We start from the raw sequence: 23,421 nt of genomic DNA on the forward strand, positions 1-23,421 counted from the left end.
TGGCTAAAGAGGGAAAACGTGTCCGATCAAGCTGCTCTAACTGAGCAAGATTACAAAGATAATGAAGATTTATTTAAGATACTTGAAATAAAAATTGGTGATGTTGTAGGCGAGAATTACCAAGAGCTCGTTGAGTTTTTTAAAAAACAGCATAGGAAACTAATTCTTGTCACTCATCCTGACAAGGGAGGTGATAAGTATAGGTTTGATAAGATTTTTAAAGCTCATAAAGATCTTCAAGAGTATATTAAACCTTTAGGATTAGGAAATCCTTGCATTTCAAGTATGAAAAGAAATGATCCTAAACCAAAAAGTGACGTTTGTGAAGAAGATAGTAGCTGTCTTACATTTGAAGAATTCCACTACAGAAAAAAATTATTTGATAAATTAAAAATTAGTCGAGAAGAAGCTGTAGGGAAAAACTTTCAAGAACTAATTTCCATACTAAAAAAGAAAGAGAGCGCGTATGCAGAAGACCTAGAATTTTGGAATCGGATACATAGATATTTGTATGAAGTTAACATACCATTTAGTATACAACTCTTTCGTTATATTTCTCCTCTAAAAAAAAATCAGAATTTAATAGAATGTGATAAAAGAAAATTGGCACTAAAATTCATAGTGTGTAGAAATATTATGCTGATTAAGATACAAGATATGGGTAACTTCCCTTTAGCTTTATCAGGCATTGTAATGATAGGTTGTTATTTATCGTGGTGGGTAATAGTATTTGCTATTATATTTGAGGTTGCTACTTTTAAGTTAGAAGGTTACTACAAGGTTAAATATCAAAAGTCAGAAATTTCCACTGATGAATTTGTAAACAAAATGAATTATATACGCCTTGCCGTTAATCTTTTTTATTGTTACCCTTTTGCCGCTCTTTCTATTTATCTACTGGCAACAAATTTTGTTACCAGTAACTCAATCATTAGTAGTGTAGTATTTGGTGTTACTTTGTCATTTGCTATATTGGCAAAGGTTTTAGCTCCTGTATTCTCAAAATGTTGTGAAATATATGCTGAAAAACATACAAGAAATTTACTTGAAGAAGATCCAAAAGATAGAGTACAAAAAGAAACTGATCTGTTAAAGTTAAAGTGGTATGACCCACGTTTGCTATTAATACCAATTATTATGCCTCTTGTTAGAAAGTATTTTTCAAAAATCGCTGACGAGTTAGCTGAAAGGAATTTGGATGAAGTAAATACCAATATGTCTGATGTTAAACCTGAACAACCTGAAGCAAGGCAAGGTGCTGCAGAGTTTGTCTAAGTGGGTCTACGAATGGGCGTAGTTCTATTCTTTTAAAGTTTGTTGAAATTTTTGAGCTTATTTGGTATTGTTAACCCATTAAATAAAATTGAAAAGAACTGTGTCAAATAAAATAGGTTTTTTGGCTATTTTTGCTTTAGTAATTAGTAGCCAAATTGGCTCTGGAATTTTTGTGCTACCGATTAGCCTTGCTCCATATGGTATATATAGCCTGATAAGTTGGGTTATGTCAGGTTGTGGTGCAATATCTCTTGCTTTAGTTTTTGCCTTGCTTTGCGCAAAATTTCCAGAAACTGGTGGCCCTCATGTTTATGTGAAACATGCTTTTGGGTCCACTGCAGCTTTTTTCGTTGGTTGGACATATTGGGTAATTTCGTGGGTTAGCACAACTGCAGTAATTGTTGCAAGTATTGGTTATCTCACTCCACTTTTCCACGCAGATATTCAAAATGTACGTTTACTTTTAGAGATATTGTTATTTACAGCCATTACACTAATAAATTTAAGAGGAGTTACAACTGCTGGGTGCGTTGAACTTATATTAATGATCGTCAAAATTACTGCTCTGCTTGCAATACCAATAACAGCACTATTTTTCTTTGATAGAGGTAATTTCGTTGTAAGTGAAGAAATATCAAGCCTTACGATATCTCAGATTCTTGCTCGTTCAACACTCCTTACTTTGTGGTGTTTTATTGGACTTGAATCAGCAACAGCACCTGCAGGATCAGTTAATAATCCAGCCAAAACAATACCTAGAGCCATAGTGCTTGGTACAATCTGTGTGGCTGTTATATATTTCATTAATAGTCTTGCAATCATGGGATTAATAAATGGTAATGATTTAGCTAATTCAAAAGCGCCATACGTTGATGCAATAAAAATTATGTTTCCTGGCAATTGGCACTTAATCGTTTCTGTAATTGCATCCATTGTTTGTGTTGGCAGCTTAAACGCTTGGGTTTTAGCTAGCGGACAAGTTGCACTTGGCCTTGCAAAGGATAAACTCATGCCACAATTTTTTACTAAAACGAATAAATACGACTCTCCTTTTTGGGGAATAATGATTAGTTCACTTGGAACTGCAATTCTACTTGTTCTTACATCAAGCAATAATTTTGCTGAGCAGATAACCTCAATTATTGATTTTTCCGTAATTTCATTCTTGTTTGTTTACCTTGCGTGCTGCCTTGCTTTTCTAAAAGTTATGCTACAAGAGAAAGGTTATTATAAGCTTTTAATCGGAAGTGTAGCCACAGCTTTTTGCTGTTGGATAATATTTGAAACTGCTATAAATACCTTACTCATTGCAAGTCTATTCACCGCAAGTGGTATACCCATCTACTTGTTTTGGTACCGCAGAACTTCCATGTTGCAAGTCACAAGATCCGAGTAAGCTATTTTGCCTGGCCTCTGATATTTTTACATTCACTATTTTATCTTTATATTTTCCTTCAGTATCGTTAATGCATACCGATTGCATATAAGGGCTTTTTCCAATAATTTGGTCTTGATGCTTACCTTTTTTATCACTAAACAATACAGGTATAGTTTTACCTACCGTATTCTTGTTAAATTCTAGTTGTTGTTCACTGATTAATTTCTGTAAACGAAGCAGGCGCTCTGCTTTAACTTCTTCTGGCACTTGATCTTTTCTTTCAGCCCCAGGTGTTCCTGGCCTTGGGCTATATTTGAAGCTATAAGCTTGAGCGTACTTGACTTTTTCTACCAATTTTATGGTTTCCTCAAAATCTTTTTCGGTTTCTCCAGGAAAGCCAACTATGAAATCAGAGGAAAATTCTATTTCAGGGTCTAGATTGCGAAATTTATCTATTATTTCAAAATACTCTTCTGCTGTGTGTTTTCTGTTCATTGCACGCAATGTTTTATCTGAACCCGATTGCACAGGCAGGTGAATAAATGGCATAAGTTTTGGCTCTTCCAAATGCGCTAGGTATAGAGATTCATGCATATCGCGCGGATGAGAGGTTGTATAGCGTATTCTTTCCAGCTTTTCAATTTTAGCAATATGGCCAATTAATTTTCCTAAATCCCAAACTTCTCCTCCTAATTCTCCATGATAAGCATTAACATTTTGACCAAGCAAAGTAATCTCTTTTGCACCATTTGCAACAAGTTTCAATGCTTCACGGAATATCTCATTTACTGGCCGTGAATACTCAGCTCCACGAGTATAAGGCACCACGCAAAATGTACAAAATTTATCACAACCTTCCTGTATGGAGAGAAATGCGGACGACCCTTGACTATTGCCATAACATTCATCTGGCAACTTATCAAACTTTGCTATTTCAGGAAAATCAGTGTCTATTACATGACCTTTACTTCTGCTGGCTTTTACTATCAGCTCTGGTAAAGCAGCAATGCTTTGCGGACCAACAACAATATCAACAAATGGAGCTCTCCTAAATACTTCTTCACCTTCTGCCTGCGCGACACATCCAGCCACTACTATTGTAACATCTTTCTTTTTTTGTGATGAATGAATCTTTCCAAGTTCTGAATAAAGTTTTTCTGCTGCTTTTTCCCTAATGTGGCAGGTGTTGAGTATCACTAGATCAGCTTGCTCCGCACCACTTACAATATTAAAGCCCAGTGGTTTGACTATATTTTCCATCAGAATGGAATCATAGACATTCATCTGGCAACCGTAAGTTTTAATGTATAGGCCCTTCATACTTATTTAATACATTACCTTCAAAATTACTAAGCATAATTGTCATTCGAGTAGCGTGACTACTTAAATTCAGATGTGGTCAAGCTATAGGATGGCAGGTTATACACTAAAACTCAACTCCGATTTACAATATTATACCTTTTATGATCAAATTCACATAAATCATTAATAATGCATGTGTCACATGAAGGTTTTTGTGCCTTGCAAATATATCTCCCATGCAGAACTAGCCAGTGGTGAGCATAAAGTAGGTATTTTTCTGGTATAACACTTAAAAGAGATTGCTCTGTTTTAAATACATCTTTTTCTTTTACAAGGCCAACTCTGTTGCTAACTCTAAAAACATGAGTGTCAACTGCTAAAGTTGGTATGCCAAGTCCCGAACTTAAGAACACATTAGCACTTTTTCTTCCAACTCCTGGCAAAGATATTAAAGCATCAAAACTCTCAGGTACTTTGCTAGCATATTGCTCAATCAATATTTTACTAAGCCCGATTATATTTTTTGCTTTGGAATTATATAAACCAATACTGCTTATACGTTTTCTTAGCTCGTTTTGCCCTAAATCAAGCATCTTTTCTGGGCTATCTACAGCTTTAAATAGTTCTTTTGTAATCTTATTAACACTTACATCAGTTGTGCGTGCCGATAAAACAATTGCAATGAGCAGTGTAAAGTGATTGATATAATTTAGCTCTATTTTTGGTGTGGAATTTGATTGCTGAAACCTTTCAAATATCAGTCCTACTTTTTTTTCATCCATTTAGAGAGCTAAAAGCTTATACTATACCTCAATATCCTGCTGTGTAAACTGTTACATATATAGGGTTTATAGAAACCCTATATCACCGCTCATGAATACGTTGTCTTCCCACCTGATTAATAGCTTACCTCCTGGCAAGTTTACTGAAGTTTCTTCGCTGCTTATGTATCCACGTAGTATTGATGCAACAAGTGCTGCACACGCTGCACTCCCGCATGATGCTGTGATGCCTGTGCCTCTTTCCCAAACTCTTAAGTTTATTTCTCCAGATTTTTCTATTTGCACAATACTGACATTTGTTTTCTGAGGAAATAATTCATGGTTTTCTAGCGTTGGTCCTAAGATTTGTAGAGGTATTTCGTTTATATTATCAACAAAAAAGACCATATGAGGATTACCAATATTTACTGCAACAGGGTCTTTTAGCATTTCAAGTTCTATGGGAAGGTGAAGAGTGTCACATTGAGTGGACAAGGGAATTTCATGCCATTTGAGAGAAGGTTTTCCCATATTGACCTTTACAGATTTATCGCCTGCCTTAAAGCATTCTAAGATACGTTCATTTATCAGCTCGATCGTGACATATTCGACGCTTTTTTCAGACATTATCAAATATCCAACACAACGTGCTGCATTTCCACACATTTCAGCTTTACTGCCATCAGCATTATAGATATGCATAAAGCAATCAGCCACAACGGACTTAGTTATCACTATTACTTGATCACAATTGTTTTGATCAGCAATTTTTTTATAATCCCAGTCTAAATTATTTGTTGAACGTGAATCTATAATGACAAATTTGTTACCAGTGCCGTGCATTGTATAGCTAGAATAAGTAAGACTTCCCAACATCATACCGCGATTTATTCCACAACTGTACGAACGTTGCAAAACTTTAAGGCAAAAGTGTAAAAAATGGTGTCATTCCAGTGCTTTTGACACTGGAATCCAGTTTTCTTACTTAATAACTTCATCATATAAATCTTTCCAATCTTGGTTTTCTTGTTCAACCAAATCTATTTTCCATTTCCTTTGCCAACCTTTTAAAAGCTTTTCTTTAGCAACAGCTAAATTTATATCTTGAAATTCTTCAAGGTAAACTAATTTACACACATTGTATTTTGACGTAAAGCTAGAAATAATTTTGCTCTTATGCTCCCAAATTTGTTTAATTAAATTTGACGTCATGCCTATATACAAAGTACCATTAGGCTCACTTGCAGTTATATAAACATAATAGTTTTTCACATATAATTAATAAATTAACTGGATCCCAGTGTCGAAGCACTGGGATGACACCAAAGGTTGATGTTTTTAGTTTGCTTTCTCGCTAAATTAGATGTTCGTACAGTTGTGGATTCATTCGCTGTATCTCAGCGTAGATCCCGCTAACAAGCAGCGGGATGACGATATTATTAATCGGTAAATCTTACTTATTCCAGATATATATACAGAGCGAATGCAGTCCGCGGAAAAACAGCCAATATTTGGCGATGCTGTAAAAATGCTCATAAGCTAGAAAAATCTAGAAAACTTTTAACAATATAACACATAAATACGATTAGCTAAAGGCTTACCCAACACTATTACCACGCGATGTAGAAGGATGTTCAATTCCACTAACACTCATGTTTGTTTGAGGAGATTGTGCACGACTGCTCCTTGGTGTAGGATTCGGTGCAGAATTGTCTTCCGGCCTTGGTGAGGAGCTTCTGCTAGATCTAGACTGCGGTGAAAGACTGCTTGCTGATCTATGTGGTGTACTACCATATTCATTTGGTTGTACAGGAGTGATATTTTGTTCAAGATAACGTAAATCACTTCTTTCTGGTGTAAGCTGAGGTGAAGGACTATTTTCTGGTGATGGGCTTGGTGTACGACTTGGTGAATGCATACGTCCTTGAGTTGGAATAGGAAGTTGCATATGGCTTCTGCTTGGTACATCTGTGGTCCTTCGACTTTCATATTGTACATCAACATTTGTTTCCTTGTTTATTAGGATATTCCTGATTTTTTCATTAGTAGCATAGCTTGAGGGCTTTCTTCCATATTTATCTTGTGCATCAGCATTTGCCCCGTGCTCTATTAGCGTCTTTACTGATTCTACATTACCTTTTGCAGCAGCACAATGCAAAGGAGTCTTTTTGTTCTTCTGTGTTATTACATTAACACGTGCTCCTGCATCTATTAGAGCTCTTATTATATATGACTCACCACGTGAAGCAGCATAATGTAAAGGAGCTCTTCCGGATGTATTTATTGCGTTAGGATTGACTCCGCTTGATAATATAGCATTTACTGTCTGAGCAGAGCCTCTAAAAGCAGAGCGATCTAATGGTTTCATATTGTTATTATCCTCTAAAGAAAGATTTATTTTATCATCTCTTATTAAAATATTTACCATCGCTGGATCAGCTTGTTCAACAGCATAATGTAAAGGAGTTTTTCCTCCTTCATCTTGTTTGTTGATATCTATTTTATCTTTTAATTCCAATAGAGCTTCTACATCATCCTCGTTTCCGGTTCTAACGCTGTCATGCAGGGGAAATTCAGTTGTTCTTACTCTTAAAAGCCTTTCTACAGCCCATTCAGCAAGATCCATTGGAGTTTGATGATTATTATTTTTCAAAAAAGGATCTGCTTCTTTTTGCAGTAGAAGTTGTGTTGCAAATAAATTACCACTCCATGCAGCATTGTGCAAAGGTGTGTTTCCTTCTTCATTTTGTGCGTTGAAATCTGCTCCTGCGTCTAATAAACACCTTGTCATCGATTTACCACTTTTGCTAATCGGGTCAACAGTACGTTTAGTAACAAGGTGTAGAGCAGTGTTTCCGTCTTGATCTTTTTGATTAACATCTAATGCTTTTGTTTTTAATAGAGATTCTACTGCTTCTATATCACCAGAGCCAACACATTGATGTAAAAAATATTCATTGCCATGCATAACTTACCCCATAAAATCTCAATATTAATATATTATGGAATTAAGATTAAAGATGTTTAAATACTTTATTTACTATACTTCAATATTTAGGTATTATGTACAATATCAAAGATTCACCATTTGATAAAATGTTCAGGATTTTGTCTACTCATCACAAAAAAATATTCCTTCTAATTATAATTATTTTATATAGTAATGTTTTTTGCAATGCAAAAGCTATAGACAATAATAAAATGCTTTTCTGGCAAACTCAAGTTAGAAAAGGAGCAAACGTCTTTAATAAAAAAGTTGATATTGATTTAATCAAAGCAGCAAAAGAGTATAATATTGGCTTTATTCGACTTGCTCCTGACAAATTTGAATCCAAAAAACGTGATTTTCTTATCGGCGATGCAGACAATTATCAAGGTCTCATTTCTGAAGACTTGAAAATGCTTAAGAATGTTCTTGATATGTTTAATCAGCAAAAAATACCAGTCGTTTTAACAATGTTAAGCTTACCTGGATCAAGATGGAAGCAAAATAATCATGATAAAGATGATTTACGTTTATGGAAAAGTCAAAATTTTCAAAAGCAAGCAGCAAGATTCTGGCAAGATCTTGCAAAAGAATTGAAGGACCATCCAGCCATTGTTGGATATAATATTTTAAATGAGCCTCATTTGGAAAGGCTTTATGATACTAACAATTCTGCCATTCATAATGTAGAACAAAGCCGAGTTCAGAAAGATTTATTTAGGTTTTATAGCAGAATGGTAGATAGCATCCGCCAAGTTGATCAAGAAACACCTATAATACTGGACAGCAGCAGCTATGCTGATCCTAAAACTTTTGAGAAGTTAAAACCACTTAGTGATAATAATGTTCTTTATTCATTTCACATATATGAGCCTTTTGCTTATACAAATTTCAAACTAAATCAGGGAAGATTTTCTTATCCTGGAAATATTCAATCTTCCGATAAAAATAAATTGGAATATTGGAATAGAGATACACTGAAATCATATATAGAACCTGTCAGTATTTTTCAAAAAAAACATAAAATACCAAGTTATAGGATACTTGTTGGAGAGTTTGGTGGACATCGTTCTTCAAAAGGATTAGAGCGCTATTTTCAAGATCTTATTTCTATTTTTAACAAATATAATTGGCACTTTGCTGTTTATGGTTTTCGTGAAGACATGTGGGATGGTATGGATTATGAACTTGGGAGTGAGAAGCTATTATGGAAAGATTGGGAAGCTATTCAAAACGGTATAATGAAAAAAAATTACTTACCAGATAATCCTATTTTTAAGGTGTTGAGGAAAGAATGGTCAAAATAAGTTAATTTGGCCACTCATCATAAAAAAATATTTCCTCTATTGGTCTTCTTTTTTTCTCCTTTATTTCAGCGTTCTCTTCCTCATATCCAACTGCTATTACTGACATTACATTAAAATCATTTGGGATATTGAACTCTTTCACTACTTTGTCTCTATCAAATCCACCCATCTGATGAGCCATTAAGCCCATAGATACAGCTTGTAACATTAATGCATAATTCGCTGCACCAGTATCGTGATTAGCCCAAAGATTTTCTCCTTTGCCTGGTTTGCGAAAATTTTTAGCGCTTAAAGATATGATTAACAGAGGAGCATCCTTTGCCCATTTTTGATTGGATTCATCAAGGCAACTCAGTAACTTTACCCATGCATCCTGGTTGTTCTGTTTGTTGCATATCACGTATCGCCATGGCTCATCACCGAAACATGATGGAGTGAGTCTTACAGCTTCTATTAAAATATCTATTTCTTCCTTAGAGATTGTTTTCGTTGAATTGTATGAACGCCCGCTATGTCTTATTTTTATTAACTCCAATAAATCTTTTTTGTTTATCATCTTTAGTTAGTTGTATATGAAGTAATTTATTATAGCACAATATAAGTAAAATTTAAATTGCAAAACTCTTTATATATAATAGATATATTAGTATATAATATTTAGAGTGGAATATGTTTTCTAAGTTACGACATAATCTGGCAGTAAATCAATTAACTGAAGTATTGTCTTGTGTATTACTCTTATTTCTAATGGCTCAAATAAGCATACCATTGCAGCCTGTACCAATTACATTACAAACTTTAGGAGTGATGCTTATTGGGTTAAAATTCAACCGTCAAACTGCATTTTATTCTGTGCTCATATACATATCACTTGGTGCAGCAGGATTTCCAGTTCTTGCAAATTTTTCAGGAGGATATCACATTTTTTTTGGTCCAACAGGTGGCTATTTAATTGGTTGTTTAGCTGCAGTAATAGTAATGAGCAGTGTAAATGAGCTACTAAAACCAAAATATAAATCACTTATATGTAACTCTTTGAGTTGCCTCACTGGAACAATAGTAATCTTTATTTATGGAGTCAGTTGGCTTGCTATTTACGTAGGCATAAAGCAAGCAATAATGGTTGGAATGCTGCCGTTTATTCTGCCTGGTTTGATAAAAATCTTTCTACTTGTAACAGCTTTAAAATATTTAGATTGTAATAGAAAGTGATAAAATTCCGTGCCCATCATTTTATGTGCACTCTTGCATTTCAAGGTTATGGGTATTCTTCTCACTTTGTAGAAAATTATAAAGAAATAGTCAGTCAGATAAGTAACGACCCTAATACTCAAATTAAAGTAGTAAGTAGCCTTGATAATATTTGTAGTGCTTGTCCAAACCAAACTAAACAAGGTAAATGCACCAAGCAAGCTAAAGTTTTAGAATTGGATAAGAGGCATATGGAAGTTTTGGGGATTAAAGTTGGAGAAGTTTTAACCTGGAGTGACGCAGTAAAAAAAATTAGAGGAAAAATGTCTTTAGAGAAATTTGAGTACGCATGTCAGGGATGTAGCTGGAAACCATACGGAATATGTAAAAGCTCTCTGTTAAAGTGTATTGCATAAATATTTCTTGCGTTTTGACATGAATGGTTTAGACTTTAAGTGAGATTCCTGGAACTACTGGGGGTATAGCTCAGCTGGTAGAGCATCTGTTTTGCACGCAGAAGGTCAGCGGTTCGATCCCGCTTGCCTCCACTTTTTGATGTTTGCGAACTTTTTTTATATCAATTATAGCATAGTATAAAACTCCCTAGAATAGCCAGATTTAAGCCTTAATGAACAGGGTATTTCACTTTAAATCTTTTCCAATAAAAACTCCATATTTTTACATAACGTATTAATATACCTCTCTTTTTCTCTGTTATATAGGGGTTTTTTGGCAATTTAGAGAAAAATAAAAAGTAAATAAGTAAACAATTAAATTGCGTGTGGTGCTGGAGATATGTTTTTGCTAGAATTTACCTCAATTTGTCTTTCTATTAGTGGAAATTCTTGACTTTTAATCTTACAAAATGCTACTATCAGAATAGGTTTTTAGAAAAAAGAGGGGTATGTTTACGCCTATACATAATTTAGCTGACACATTTGTTGATGATATTACACCTGCGGTTTATCAATATAATCAGAAACAAAATAAGGAATCTTATAGAGCACTTGTTTCTGCATGTAAGACATGTTTATCAAGATACTCTAAAGTAATTAGTGATATTGAAGAAGAATATAAACATCTCAACAATCAGATTAATATTGAACAAGCTCTGGATAATATATTAAAGAGGTTGAGTCAGATCACAACAGTATTAGATGAATTTAATGAATATCAGATTGGTCATTCTAACAAATCATTTATTCCTATTGCACTGAAGTTAGAAAAGCAAATAAAATTAACGGAGGATCAGGGTAGTACTAAGCTTACAAAGCACAAAAAGGAACTAGAGTCGTTGAAGCGTATAATCGCCGAAGGAGGGGTTGATGTGTTAATTCCTCAGATACATGAACTAAATAATAAAGCAAAGCTGTTACAAAGTCATATAAGAAACTCTGGGATACACATTCCAAACGAAAAAGTTAACGCTACTAACATGAAAAATGTTGCTTCAACTAATTCAGTAGAAGAAAAGCCTGGAACATCAAAGCAAGTAACTTTTAACGAACAAGAAGCCTGCTCAAGAGGAATTTATTGATCATTTTAAATCAAAAAAGCCTAAAGAAGTTCTACATGGTAAACCAGCAATATATTTTATCACAGCAGTGGTCCTATCAGCTCTAATTATAAAAGCAGCATTTTTAACGCAAACACACATAATTTTAGCAGCACTTATTATTCCAGCAATGATTGGACTTTATGGATGGTCGTTATATAAAGAAGAAAATAAACCTGACTCTAAATTTCAGGAGGATATAGAAGTGAAAAACATTTCTACTTTGGAGAGAGAAGCTGGGGCTTGACTTTCTGTGAAACAATATAATAAAATTGGTATTTAATCTTGTGAGGGAAAAATGTTATCTTTATTCAATCCTTTTGCAATCAAGCGAATTTGGTCTAGCTATGATAGGGAGCTTTGCAACTATATGCTTCAGCATAAAAATGAGTGTGGTAACTACTCTTATAATTATCTGGATGTCGTGTATTTATTTTCTCGGCCATATTATAATGATGCTAGTAAAAAATTATTGAAAACTCTGATCAGCGGAGGTGTAAATATCTGGAAATCTACAGGAACGTCTCATGGCCTTTTTATGATAAAGATGGAAAATGAAGTTTTTACTAGCAAAGGATGCTTTCATCTTGGAGGAATTGAAGATATATTTGCTGACCAAGAACTAATTAAGAGGCTAAATGTTCTTAAGAAAGATGTATTGAGCGTACTAATAAGCAAAGGGTTGACAAGCGGTTTATGTAACTTAAAACGTCGTTATATTTCGTACTTTCCTCTTCCATTTAGGTCCACTAATCCTAATTCATTTGAGCTTGACTATTTGTTTTCCACTCAAGAGCAAATTACAAAATTAAATAAAGTTGACTCAGCTTTGCTGGAGTGGCTTATTGATAAGGAAATTACAACACATAATAATCTCGCTGAAGCTCTTGATTCTATATTAAAAGAAATTGAATTAATGAGAAACTTTAATATTGGTTCAGTTCAAAATCAAAATGTATCACTTTATGATTTTTTTACAGCAGATGAGACTCAATTGAGATTATGTATGGAGCAGCAGGATATTTTAAATATGTTAAACTCAGATCAGTTGAGGAATAGTTTTCCTATATTTGCTGAGATGCTTCATGATAGTATTAAAAAAGGGAAGGAGATTCTTATGTTGTATGGTAAAATGATGTATGATACGATACGTGATCAAGTAAATTTTTATCCAGAAGGTGCAACTTCCGTTGAACAAAAAATTATACCTCAAGAGGTAATGGGCATAATTAATGAACGTTTAGACTATGATAGTAGGAAAAATTTACTAAAAGCAGCGATCACTACTGAGCAAGAACCTTCTGGGCACTCCAGTCCTTCTTCACACGTTAAACAGCTTGAGGTAGAGAGGGCTTCTTCTAAGGAACGTGAGTTAATTCCATGAGTTAATTTTTAGTAGCTAAAGTTGAAATATTATGCTAAAATAATATATATTATGTGAATAAAGGTGAGGTATGTATGGATATTTTAACAAGACAGTTATTTTATGCAGCTGAAAGCGGAGACTTAGAAGACGTAAGGCGGTTTATACGAAATGGTGCAGATATTAATGAGCAGGATGACATGGGAAACACTCCTTTGTATATTGCTGCTAGTGCAGGCCATCTAACAATAGTAAATGCTCTAATAGCTGCTGGAGCTGATGTTAACAATGGAGATGTGCTTGGATCTAGACCGGGAGCTGCCTTACATGGTGCTGCTAGCAACGGCCATCTAGAAATAGTGAATATTCTAATAGCTAGAGGAGCTGATGTTAACAAGGGAGATAGATGTGGATACGGACCGGAAACTGCCTTACATTGTGCTGCTCGCAACGGCCATCTAGAAATAGTGAATGTTCTAATAGATGCAGGAGCTGATATTAATTCACAAGGTAGGGATGAAAATGCTCCCTTACATAGTGCTGCTCGCAGCGGCCATCTAGAAATAGTGAATATTCTAATAGCTAGAGGAGCTGATATTAATTTTAATAACAATCATGGCATTACTCCCTTACATAGTGCTGCTCGCAACGGCCATCTAGAAATAGTGAATGTTCTAATAGATGCAGGAGCTGATATTAGTGCACAAGATGATGGAGAAAACACTCCCTTACGTTGTGCTTCTCGCAGCGACCATCTAGAGATAGCAAGAATTCTCATTAAGCACACATTACTACAAGATTTCAATGCTGAAAAGCCAAATATTCTTATAGAGTTATCAAATTACTGGGATGACTGTAAAGCTGAAATTGCAGCTATGAGAAACTTTAATCTTGGCACAGTTCAAAATCAAGATGTATCACTTTATGATTTTTTTACAGGAAATGAGACTCGATTGGGATTATATGTCAAGAAACAAGAGATTTTCAATCAGTTAAATTCAGATCAAGTGAGGAATAATTTTCCTATATTTGCTGAGTCTTTTTCGAACAAAGTTGAACAAGGGATAGAGCTGCTCGCTCCGGATAGTAAAGTTCTTTATGATCATATACGTGATCATGTGACTATTGGTTCAAAAGGCGTGACTGAACAACTATTACCTACAGAGATTGCAGGCAAGATTAGCGAAACTTTAGACTATCATAGCAGGAGAAATTTACTAAAAACATCAACATTGAGAGATCCAAACAATGCACACCGTCCTTCCTCACATATTGAACAACCAAACGTTGAGCCAGCCTCATCGAAAAACTTAAATAGATAATTTTTTTACCTATTTAAAGAAAAAACTCCTATTTTATATCAAAGCCATGGTACAAAATAGGAGGTAGTTATGCCTAATTGTGACTATTGTCTCAATTGATAAAAAATTTGCAAGTGTTTTTATAATAATTTTCTCCTTTTAATGAATTCCTGAGGCTAAATATTGTATTATGGAAAAAGTACCTACCCATAAAATCTCTCTAACTGCCTTTCCCACAATAAATTCATTTTTGAACCAATGAAGTTATTCAACCTGATGTGAGGTGGCTGCTTTCCTTCCAATATTGCTTCCTTTATTTCTGAAGCCAGAAAGTTTAATTTTAAAATTGATCCAACATACTTAGGGCACGATATCTTGTTTGCATGACATATTTCTTTTATATTGGCATATTCTCCACTGTCTATCTGACTTTGCCATAAATGTGCTCTTACTAGTGCTTTTAACAATTTATCGTTTTTCTTTTCCTTTATCTCTCCTCCCTGTGGAACCAATATCATACTTTTTCCACTGCTTTTCTTTAACTTTAATTTTACAAATGTTACAATTTCTTCTCTGCTTACTTCTATTTCCTTTTCTGTGTTTCCATACTTACTGACTAAATCTTTTAGCCCTTCTTTACTTATTTCTATTTTTATTCCATCTTCTTTTAACCATATAGTTTTTATTAAGATATGAATTATGTTTTCTTGTTCTATTGGAAATATATTTTCCCAGATCTTGCTTATTTCTTCTAAAGTACCCAGTGCTATTTTTTCTCCTTTTTTAAAAGCTTTTTCTATTAATTCACTATTGCTCATTATCAAAGGCACCTGCTGCATTATTACTTGCTCTATTTCCCCAGCTGCTATTGTCTGATCTTTTGCTTTACATTCTCTTGCCTTTAAGTGTTTTCCGCATACGTAATATCTATACTCTTTATTTTTCTTTCTAGCGTAAGTTGGCTGCATTGAAGTGTCGCATCCATAGCAACGCATTAACCCTTTTAATAACACTGCTGCTCTTTTCGTGCTTATTTGTTCTCTAGTACTAAAGTTTTCTTTTACCTTATTCCATAATTCTTGATCAATTATTGCTTCGTGCTTTCCTTTATATAATGTTCCCTTGTGACTTACAAAACCTATATAAGTTGGATTAGTTAAAATCCCTTTTACTGTTGCTTTTTTAAACTCTTCTCCTCCTTTATTTTTTAACTCTTTTGTTTGATAACCTTGTTCATTTAACTCTTTAGTCACTTTAACTATAGATTTTAAATCTGCAAATCTCTCAAAAATATGCTTTACTAGCTCTGCTTCTTTTTCATTTATTATCAGCTTTTTATCCTTGGCATCATATCCTAGTGGCACTCTACTTCCCATCCACAATCCTTGTTTTCTTGATTCTGCTATCTTATCTCTTATTCTCATACTTGCTAATTCTCTTTCATATTGCGCAAAACTCATTATTATGTTCAGCATTAACTCACCTACTGGGTCTGCTGTATTAAATGATTCTGTCACTGATACAAATGCTACTTCATGTTTTTTCAATAAATCCACTACTTTTGCAAAATCAAGTAACGACCTTGATAAGCGATCCATTTTATATACTACTACCAAATCTATTCTTCTTCTCTCTATGTCTTTAAATAACTCTTTCAATCCTGGTCTTTCTAAATTTCCTCCTGAAAAACCTCCGTCATCATATTTCTTTTCTATCGCTACCCATCCTTTAAGTTGCTGGCTCTTAATATAACTTTCTCCAGATACTCTCTGTGCATCCAGACTATTAAACTCTTGATTTAGACCGTCTTCACAGGATTTTCTTGTATATACTGCGCACCTAATTTGTTTTAACATTTTTCACCCCAAAAAACACTAACCCATTCCATCTTGTTCCTGTTATTTTATTAGCTATTGCAGACAGTGACTTATACGGTTGCCCTTTATATATAAATAGTTTTTTACCCATCACCGTTACTTCATGCTTTTCTCCACGGTATTCTTTGATAATTTTTGTCCCTATTACCATAAGAGGATTTTCACTACTTACTTTTTTTCCTTCTTTCATTTGTTCTGCTAAATAGTCTAACTTCTTGGCCGCTTTTTCGGGCAATGCTCCAAACGCTTTTACTTGTAACCAATGAGATATCCAATTGATAAAGTATTCCCTACGATATGGTGGTGCTTTTGACCCAGTTGCAGTTTCATACATTTTTCTCAATTCTTGTGATGTTTTACTGAGTAATGACAAAACCTCTTTTTCTACAGATTGTTTTTCTGAACATAAGCTCATATGAATTTGCTTTCCCTCCTTTTTTAAAATTTATACTGTTTGCTCCTTAGCTCTACTAATTCAGTGCTATCTTTTCTCCTTTTTATAAATTGCTATAGCTTTCAACTTATTTGCCACTCCATTGCATACTTATATTTTTCCATTGCCCATTGTGATTCCCATAATAAGCTAGATATCAGGCCTTTAGTCTTGTGTTTTAAGAAAATTACTTCTGCTCCTGCTTGATGAAATTCCCTTACTAGTTTAATTTGGTCTGCAAATTTCTCAGATAGATCGTCAGGAGAATATATGTATATTACTTCAACCTTACCTTTTGCAGCTTTATATCGTAAACTCTCTAAGCTAGCGCTACCGACAAATTTATGTTCATCGGGTAGCTTGTATCCATCTGCAATAATTCTACGCTCCAATTCACCAATTTGCTTTTTTGATGTTGTATATAAACTTGCTACTCCCACTTAAACCTCCATGCTTACTTCACTTTTTCATTTATGAAACTTGCTATTGCCAAATACAAAACCTCTTTTTCTACAGATTGTTTTGCTCAACATAAGTTCATTTGCTTCCCCTCCTTTTTCAAAATTTATACTGTTTGCTCATTAGCTCTACTAATTCGTTGCTATATTTATATGCTAACTTGTTGCTATCTTGATATGCAGTTAGCTCTTCCACTATCTCTTTAAAACCTGCCATACAAGCTATATCTATTGGTGTATATCCCTTATAGTCTATCACATCTACATCACCTCCTGCCTCCAGTATTGCTCTAACATTTTTCAGCTCCCCCATAATTACAGCTTGGTGTAGTGGCGTCCTTCCTATATGATTTTTAGCATTAACATTTGCTCCGGCACCTATTAGCGCGCTTACTCTGCCTGAACAGCTCATCATGCTTGCTGCGTGTAATGGCGTATATCCTTGATAGTCAGTGGCATTGACTTTGGCACCTTCCTCTATCATTGCCTTCACACTTTCTACTTTTCCATATAATGCAACAGAATGTAATGGTGTTTGTCCTTCGTTGTTCTTAATGTTAACGCCTGCTCCTTTTTCTATTAGTAATTTTACTCTTTCATAATCAGAAGATCTTGCTGCTAAATGTAATACAATTTCACCATACTCATCTTGTTCATTAATTCCATAAAATGAGTTTGCTAATAATTCTTGAAGTTTTTTTTCTAATGTAATCATGGTTACCCCCACAAAATTGCCTCTTTCAACGGCAGATAAATTTTTTATATTTACTTGTCGTTATTCTAGTATATTCGCTTTTGCTACTAAAAGCAAATTATTTGTACACTCTGTGATTGAAATTAGCTCTTTTTTAATATATATTAGGATATTATTATATATGATTAATGTATTAGCAAATAGGCTGAGAATTATTCCAATACCTATTCAAATGCCGATGTTCGTGCCACAAAAGTACACCTGGGTAAAATACTAAAATATGGCTTTCTAGTTCGTGAATTGGATAATCCTGTTTTGAATCTGAGTCATTATTGCAGTTTACATGGTATTCTGTGAGGTTAAATTCTATAACTTTTTGATCAGTAAAATTCTTTGCCTTATAGTGATAAGTAACGCTGAATCTTTCTAAAATTGGTGTGTATTTAAAGTTCCAAGTTTGCTCTGAAAGCTTGTTACTCCCTAAAGTAAATTTATCTCCGATTTCTTCATAGCTGGTTGCAGGAAAACAAGAATTTATCTCTCCAAGCTTCCAATTATCCGATAATACCACCTGTGCTTTAGCAAATTTAATTGGTGGTAATACACTTTGTGGTTCAGGATAAAGGGCTTTAAAGTTATACCACTGATGATTACGCTCATATATGGCATTATAGTTTTTTGTATGTGGCTCTGTTTCTCCTAAAACTGCAACGTCAAGGCGATATAAGTCATTACTATAGATGATATGAATAGTTATTGCTCGGTTGAGAGCATGAGAAGATAATAACTTCTCAGAGTGGATAGGTAGCAGGTTGGGCAAAGCTTGAGGCTCCCTCTGCTTTTATATGCAGTGAAAGAAGACCTCGTACTTTAGATTAACCGCACCTGCCACCGAAAACCATCGTGCGGCCCATAAAATTCGGTGACCGCGTATAGGAGTTTGGATCAACCGGCAATATTCTACTCTGATATATTATTATGCAATTGGAGGAAAAAGTATGCGTTACATTGGAGTTGATTTACATACAAATAGCTTCACTGCCTGTTATTTAGAGCAAGAAAAACCAGAATATATTCGCACGTTTCGCTTGCAGGATATAAACAATTTTATTGAGAATCTTCAGCCAACAGATGAAGTAGCTTTAGAAGCAACAGGTAACAGCTGTTTCTTTTATGATGAAGTGTTACCTTACGTCAAGCGTGTGGTAATAATTGCTCCTTTGCAATTCGAAGTTATTCGCCGTTCTGTACACAAGACAGATAAGCATGATGCAAGAGCTATTGCTTTTTTTCTAAGCAAGGATATGCTGCCTGAAGCAAGATGCAAAAACACACAATATCAGCAATTAGTTTCTCTTCTTAAAACAAGAGAACAGTTAGTAAAATCACGGATATCTTTGATTAACAAAATGCACAGTCTTTTTAATTACCACGGAATAAAAATTAAAAAGGAAGCACTGACAACCAAAACGGGGTTTAAACGTGCTATTCAAAAACATAATTGGTGTCATTTGGAAAAAGTTGAAATTGAAGTGATCAGCTATCACCTAGAAGCTATACGAGAAAGCCTCAAGAAACTTGAAAAGGAAATTGAAACTTTTGTTAAACAGCTTCCTGGATTTTATAATCTCATTAGCATTAAAGGCATTGGTGTAATTTCTGCAGCTGTTTTTATTACAACAATTGGTGATATTAATGACTTTCGCGATCCTGAAAAACTCACTGCTTATTTTGGAGTTGTACCATATGTTTCTCAATCTAATCAACAGTGCACGATTGGAAGGATTACCAAACGAGGGTCGAAAATGGCACGCACTGCTTTAATACAGTGTACTTGGGTTGCTCATGGTTAGAATTAACTGCACCTAAGTCCAGTCGATATTCGGGATACGCTACTATTACTCATCCATTCCATCCATGGAAGGGGAAAAGTTTTCAAATATTATCAACAAAAAACTTTAATAATCGGGATATATTTAGTTTGAAAACGTTGACGCGTGGTACAGTAGGCATTCCACGTGATTGGACAGACAAAGCAGATCCTAATCTTTATCAAACCCTTACTGATTTATCGCCTATTTTATCGTTTTCCCATCTTCAGCAGTTAGTTAAATTAGTTACCAATCTTGATCAAGCTAAAAATAGCAAAGAGGTTGATTAATGACTAACACAGAAACGATTATAGGAAAGAAATTATGCCATTGGAAGGAAAAACCTCCGTAATATCAGTAGATGCTACCAGGATAGCTATTTGTATAGCAAACATGTTGCATGAGTATTTAATAGTGGAACAACAATTGATTAAAACGGAGGATATTAATAATGACAGCACACAAAATTCAGAACCACCATATATTAAAACCAGCATACGTTTATTTAAGGCAATCAACAATGGGACAGGTAAGGCTCAATCAGGAGAGTACTGAAAGGCAGTATAAACTGAAAGATAAAGCGCAACAAATGGGATGGTCTCAGAATGCCATAAGAGTTTTAGATGATGATTTAGGGATTTCAGGAGCTCAAGCTAATAATCGAGAAGATTTTAAAATATTAGTTGCTGATGTATCAATGGGAAAAGTAGGAGCCGTGTTTGTACTGGAAGCGTCGAGATTATCTAGATCTTGCAGTGATTGGCATAGATTACTGGAATTATGTGCTTTAACAGATACATTGATTATAGATGAAGATGGTTGTTACAATCCTAATGACTTCAACGACCAATTGGTACTTGGGCTAAAAGGAACGATATCACACGCAGAGTTGCATTTCATCCGTGCTAGACTTTTAGGAGGTAAGGTAAATAAGGCTAAGAAAGGAGAGCTTCGATTTCCTCTCCCAGTAGGATTTTGCTATGATGATGAAGGTAATACTAGATTTGACGATAATGAGCAAGTAAGAAGTGTGATTCAATTATTGTTTAAAGTATTTAAAGAAAAGGGCAGTGCTTATGGAGTAGTACATCATTTTGGTAAGAACAAAATACAGTTTCCAAAACGAGCATATGGTGGTATTTGGAAAGGAAAGTTAATATGGGGAGCACTGACACATTCTAGGGTATGTTCAGTATTAAAAAACCCTTCTTATGCTGGAGCTTATGTTTATGGTCGCTTTAAATATCAGAAAAAATTATCAAGTACTGGATTGGTCAAGACAACAGTAGTTCGCCTACCGACAGAAGCCTGGCATACAATGATAAAAAACCACCACGAAGGTTATATAACGTGGGAAGAATATGTAGCAAATAAAAAGGTTTTAGCAAATAATCAAACCAGTGGAGAAGAGAATATGCTACCTACAGCAGTACGAGAAGGATTGGGATTATTGCAGGGATTATTAATTTGTAGTTACTGCGGCTGTCGTCTTACTGTAAGGTATAAGAGCAAAGGTGGTGTTCTTGCTGTTTATGAATGTAATTGGAAAAAGAAGTGGGGAGAAGATAGTAAGAGTTGTTTTTCTGTTTATGGAAATCCTCTGGATGAAGCTATCGTAAAAAGAGTATTGGAAGTCATGGAACCTGCGCAAATTGAGATTGCCGTAAAAGCATTTGAAGAATTGGAGCAACGAGGTCACATGCTAGATAAACAATGGCAAATGCAGATAAAAAGAGCAGATTATGAAGTACAACTGGCACAGAGACGTTATGAAGAAGTAGACCCATCAAATCGCCTAGTAGCTGGAACATTGGAGAAACGTTGGAACGAAGCTTTAATAGCATTGGAAGAAGCACAGAATCAATATGATGAATATAAGAAAAATGATGTACTTACAGCTACAAAACAACAAAAAGAGAAAGTGTTGGCACTAGCTCAGGACTTACCACGCTTATGGAATGCAGAATCAACAAGTGCAAGAGATCGAAAGCGTATTTTACGACTTCTAGTTAAGGATATTACTGTTGAAAAACTACGTAGTGAACAAAAAGCAGTACTACATATACGCTGGCAAACAAATGCTATAGAGGACTTAGAGGTGCAATTGCCAAAAAAATCCTATGACAGATGGAGGCATTCAGATGATATAATTGATCGGATAAGACAGCTATCGAAAACAATGACTGATGAACAAATTATTAGTTTGTTAAACCAAGAGGGGCTGACAACAAATAAAGGTAATCCTTTTACTATAAAAAGTATGAAATGGATTCGATTTAAACATAAGATCCCAGCACTATGTAATCAAAAATCTGAAGAAGAGTTATCAGTGAAACAAGTTGCAGAAAAATTCAATGTCAGTCATTACGTAGTACGTTATTGGATTGAACGTAAGTTTATTAATGCACGACGTATTGGTGAAAGGTTCTGGATATCGATAAGTTTAGAACAAGAACTGGAGTTAAAAAAACGTATTGAGAGCTCTTCTAAAATAGCAATTGCAAGGTTGAAATCACAAAAACAAATTGAAGGAGGTGTATTATGAAGTTATCGTGCCCTGCATCCGGGACAGAATAGTGCAAACAGCACTAAAGCTAATAATTGAACCAATATTCGAATCTGACTTTCAGGACGGATCATATGGATATAGACCTAAGAGAAAAGCGCATGAAGCAATAAACAGAGTAGAAAAAGCAGCAATCAAAGACAATACAAAAGCTATTGACATAGATCTGAAATCCTACTTTGATAATGTGCGACATCATATTCTTATGGAAAAGATTGCCAAGAGAATAAATGATAAAGAAATCATGCACTTGATCAAACTAATCCTCAAGGTAGGAGGCAAACGAGGAATAGCGCAAGGATCACCGATTTCGCCGGTATTGAGCAATATATACCTCAATGAGGTAGATAAAATGCTGGAGAAAGCAAAAGAGGTGAGCAAAGAAGGAAAATATCAACATATAGAATACGCAAGATGGGCAGACGATTTAGTAATACTGATAGATAGACACCCGAAATGGGAATGGCTAGAAAAGTCAGTATACAAAAGGTTACAAGAGGAATTAGCAAAAATAGAAGTAGAAGTAAATGAAGAAAAGACAAAAGTTGTTAACCTAAAAGAAGGAGAAACGTTCAGCTTTCTAGGATTCGATTTTCGAGAGAAAATTACAAAACAAGGAAAATGGACGGTAAAAACAACACCTAAGATGACAGCACGAACAAGCTTACTTCAAAAACTGAAGGAAGTATTTCGTGGACATAAATCGCAACCAATATGGAAAGTGGTTCAAACCATAAATCCAATATTGAGAGGGTGGACAAACTACTTTAGGATAGGGAACTCAGGTCGAAGCTTTAATTACGTGAAACAATGGGTAGAGAAGAAAGTAAGACGCAACTTAATGAAAGCTAGAAAAGCAAAAGGATTTGGCTGGGAGAGGTGGAGTAACGAATGGATATACGAAACACTAGGTCTATATAAAGACTATAGAATAAGATATTACGTTCCGAAAGCAGCCCCAGTACAATATGTTATAAACTTTGGTAAAGAATCTACTAGGAAAGCGTAGTGCGGGAAAACTGCATGCTGCGTTTGATGAGGCGGGAGCTGGAAACGTGAATATGGGAATTTTGGATTGAGGCCCAACATGAAAATAATGGATC

The 23,421-nt window shown here is 34.8% G+C and carries 23 protein-coding genes, 1 tRNA gene and 1 pseudogene; 14 read left to right on the forward strand and 11 right to left on the reverse strand.

The genetic code is table 11. The annotated features are described in order from the left end of the window. The first annotated feature begins 18 nt into the window (after positions 1–18). Positions 19–1,275, forward strand: coding sequence for a molecular chaperone DnaJ (locus ASM33_RS01940; RefSeq protein WP_110409286.1), 1,257 nt, complete (start codon positions 19–21; stop codon positions 1,273–1,275). A gap of 100 nt (positions 1,276–1,375) precedes the next feature. Next, on the forward strand, positions 1,376–2,671 hold the full coding sequence (locus ASM33_RS01945) for an APC family permease (RefSeq protein ID WP_110410523.1): 1,296 nt from the start codon (positions 1,376–1,378) through the stop codon (positions 2,669–2,671). Here the strand turns inward: ASM33_RS01945 and miaB are convergent. The 5 genes from miaB to ASM33_RS01970 form a co-directional block, all read right to left on the reverse strand. After that, on the reverse strand, positions 2,591–3,973 hold the full coding sequence (miaB, locus tag ASM33_RS01950) for a tRNA (N6-isopentenyl adenosine(37)-C2)-methylthiotransferase MiaB (RefSeq protein WP_237342941.1): 1,383 nt from the start codon (positions 3,971–3,973) through the stop codon (positions 2,591–2,593). The genes ASM33_RS01945 and miaB overlap by 81 nt on opposite strands. A gap of 113 nt (positions 3,974–4,086) precedes the next feature. Further along, positions 4,087–4,737 carry an endonuclease III gene (nth, locus tag ASM33_RS01955; protein ID WP_110409285.1) on the reverse strand — a complete coding sequence of 217 codons (651 nt, stop codon included), beginning with the start codon at positions 4,735–4,737 and terminating at the stop codon, positions 4,087–4,089. 66 nt (positions 4,738–4,803) lie between these two features. Then, positions 4,804–5,559 carry a diaminopimelate epimerase gene (dapF, locus tag ASM33_RS01960; protein ID WP_179947425.1) on the reverse strand — a complete coding sequence of 252 codons (756 nt, stop codon included), beginning with the start codon at positions 5,557–5,559 and terminating at the stop codon, positions 4,804–4,806. A gap of 138 nt (positions 5,560–5,697) precedes the next feature. Continuing rightward, positions 5,698–5,988, reverse strand: a complete 291-nt coding sequence (locus ASM33_RS01965) for a GIY-YIG nuclease family protein (RefSeq protein WP_110409283.1) — start codon at positions 5,986–5,988, stop codon at positions 5,698–5,700. A 325-nt stretch (positions 5,989–6,313) separates the two neighbouring features. After that, positions 6,314–7,684, reverse strand: coding sequence for an ankyrin repeat domain-containing protein (locus ASM33_RS01970; protein ID WP_110409282.1), 1,371 nt, complete (start codon positions 7,682–7,684; stop codon positions 6,314–6,316). 95 nt (positions 7,685–7,779) lie between these two features. Between ASM33_RS01970 and ASM33_RS01975 the strand changes: the two genes are divergently transcribed. Then, the gene (locus tag ASM33_RS01975; RefSeq protein ID WP_237342943.1) at positions 7,780–9,009 is read left to right on the forward strand and encodes a glycoside hydrolase family 5 protein; all 1,230 of its coding nucleotides are present in this window, start codon (positions 7,780–7,782) and stop codon (positions 9,007–9,009) included. Position 9,010: 1 nt separating this feature from the next. On the opposite strand, the gene ASM33_RS01980 is transcribed toward ASM33_RS01975, so the two are convergent. Then, positions 9,011–9,565 (reverse strand): nitroreductase family protein, encoded by a 555-nt coding sequence (locus ASM33_RS01980; protein WP_110409281.1) that lies wholly within the window; start codon positions 9,563–9,565, stop codon positions 9,011–9,013. Positions 9,566–9,678: 113 nt separating this feature from the next. Between ASM33_RS01980 and ASM33_RS01985 the strand changes: the two genes are divergently transcribed. The 7 genes from ASM33_RS01985 to ASM33_RS02010 all read left to right on the forward strand — a co-directional run bounded on the left by ASM33_RS01985 (position 9,679) and on the right by ASM33_RS02010 (position 14,440). After that, a complete protein-coding gene (locus tag ASM33_RS01985) occupies positions 9,679–10,221 on the forward strand; it encodes a biotin transporter BioY (protein ID WP_110409280.1) in 543 nt (180 codons plus the stop codon). Further along, positions 10,218–10,616: a DUF1284 domain-containing protein gene (locus ASM33_RS01990; protein WP_110409279.1), complete on the forward strand. Its 399-nt coding sequence runs from the start codon at positions 10,218–10,220 to the stop codon at positions 10,614–10,616. The genes ASM33_RS01985 and ASM33_RS01990 overlap by 4 nt, the downstream gene beginning before the upstream one ends. Before the next feature lie 59 nt (positions 10,617–10,675). After that, a tRNA-Ala gene (locus ASM33_RS01995) sits at positions 10,676–10,748 on the forward strand. A gap of 356 nt (positions 10,749–11,104) precedes the next feature. Continuing rightward, positions 11,105–11,737, forward strand: a complete 633-nt coding sequence (locus ASM33_RS02000) for a hypothetical protein (RefSeq protein WP_110409278.1) — start codon at positions 11,105–11,107, stop codon at positions 11,735–11,737. Positions 11,738–11,804: 67 nt separating this feature from the next. Next, the gene (locus ASM33_RS08305) at positions 11,805–12,002 is read left to right on the forward strand and encodes a hypothetical protein (RefSeq protein ID WP_110409277.1); all 198 of its coding nucleotides are present in this window, start codon (positions 11,805–11,807) and stop codon (positions 12,000–12,002) included. A 51-nt stretch (positions 12,003–12,053) separates the two neighbouring features. Then, on the forward strand, positions 12,054–13,139 hold the full coding sequence (locus ASM33_RS02005; protein ID WP_110409276.1) for a hypothetical protein: 1,086 nt from the start codon (positions 12,054–12,056) through the stop codon (positions 13,137–13,139). A gap of 74 nt (positions 13,140–13,213) precedes the next feature. Next, positions 13,214–14,440, forward strand: a complete 1,227-nt coding sequence (locus ASM33_RS02010) for an ankyrin repeat domain-containing protein (RefSeq protein WP_110409275.1) — start codon at positions 13,214–13,216, stop codon at positions 14,438–14,440. A gap of 182 nt (positions 14,441–14,622) precedes the next feature. Here ASM33_RS02010 and ASM33_RS02015 read toward each other — a convergent pair whose 3' ends face one another. The 5 genes from ASM33_RS02015 to ASM33_RS02035 form a co-directional block, all read right to left on the reverse strand. Beyond that, positions 14,623–16,275 carry a recombinase family protein gene (locus ASM33_RS02015; protein WP_110409274.1) on the reverse strand — a complete coding sequence of 551 codons (1,653 nt, stop codon included), beginning with the start codon at positions 16,273–16,275 and terminating at the stop codon, positions 14,623–14,625. Then, a complete protein-coding gene (locus ASM33_RS02020; RefSeq protein WP_110409273.1) occupies positions 16,259–16,711 on the reverse strand; it encodes a DUF2924 domain-containing protein in 453 nt (150 codons plus the stop codon). The genes ASM33_RS02015 and ASM33_RS02020 overlap by 17 nt, the downstream gene beginning before the upstream one ends. A 101-nt stretch (positions 16,712–16,812) precedes the next feature. Then, positions 16,813–17,169: a recombinase family protein gene (locus ASM33_RS02025; protein ID WP_110409272.1), complete on the reverse strand. Its 357-nt coding sequence runs from the start codon at positions 17,167–17,169 to the stop codon at positions 16,813–16,815. A gap of 118 nt (positions 17,170–17,287) precedes the next feature. Further along, positions 17,288–17,902: an ankyrin repeat domain-containing protein gene (locus ASM33_RS02030; protein ID WP_110409271.1), complete on the reverse strand. Its 615-nt coding sequence runs from the start codon at positions 17,900–17,902 to the stop codon at positions 17,288–17,290. A gap of 172 nt (positions 17,903–18,074) precedes the next feature. After that, a complete protein-coding gene (locus ASM33_RS02035) occupies positions 18,075–18,701 on the reverse strand; it encodes a hypothetical protein (RefSeq protein WP_338063656.1) in 627 nt (208 codons plus the stop codon). 178 nt (positions 18,702–18,879) lie between these two features. Here ASM33_RS02035 and ASM33_RS02040 point away from each other — a divergent pair. The 4 genes and pseudogenes from ASM33_RS02040 to ASM33_RS02055 all read left to right on the forward strand — a co-directional run. After that, a pseudogene (locus tag ASM33_RS02040) lies at positions 18,880–19,725 on the forward strand (IS110 family RNA-guided transposase); the annotation flags it as partial. After that, positions 19,710–20,042 carry a DUF5372 family protein gene (locus ASM33_RS02045; RefSeq protein WP_110409270.1) on the forward strand — a complete coding sequence of 111 codons (333 nt, stop codon included), beginning with the start codon at positions 19,710–19,712 and terminating at the stop codon, positions 20,040–20,042. The pseudogene ASM33_RS02040 and the gene ASM33_RS02045, both read left to right, overlap by 16 nt. A gap of 161 nt (positions 20,043–20,203) precedes the next feature. Next, on the forward strand, positions 20,204–22,297 hold the full coding sequence (locus tag ASM33_RS02050) for a recombinase family protein (protein WP_110409269.1): 2,094 nt from the start codon (positions 20,204–20,206) through the stop codon (positions 22,295–22,297). Positions 22,298–22,304: 7 nt separating this feature from the next. Beyond that, positions 22,305–23,327 carry a reverse transcriptase domain-containing protein gene (locus ASM33_RS02055; RefSeq protein WP_237342945.1) on the forward strand — a complete coding sequence of 341 codons (1,023 nt, stop codon included), beginning with the start codon at positions 22,305–22,307 and terminating at the stop codon, positions 23,325–23,327. Positions 23,328–23,421 lie beyond the last annotated feature (94 nt).

The sequence above is a fragment of the Wolbachia endosymbiont of Folsomia candida genome (assembly GCF_001931755.2).
Taxonomy (GTDB): Bacteria; Pseudomonadota; Alphaproteobacteria; order Rickettsiales; family Anaplasmataceae; genus Wolbachia.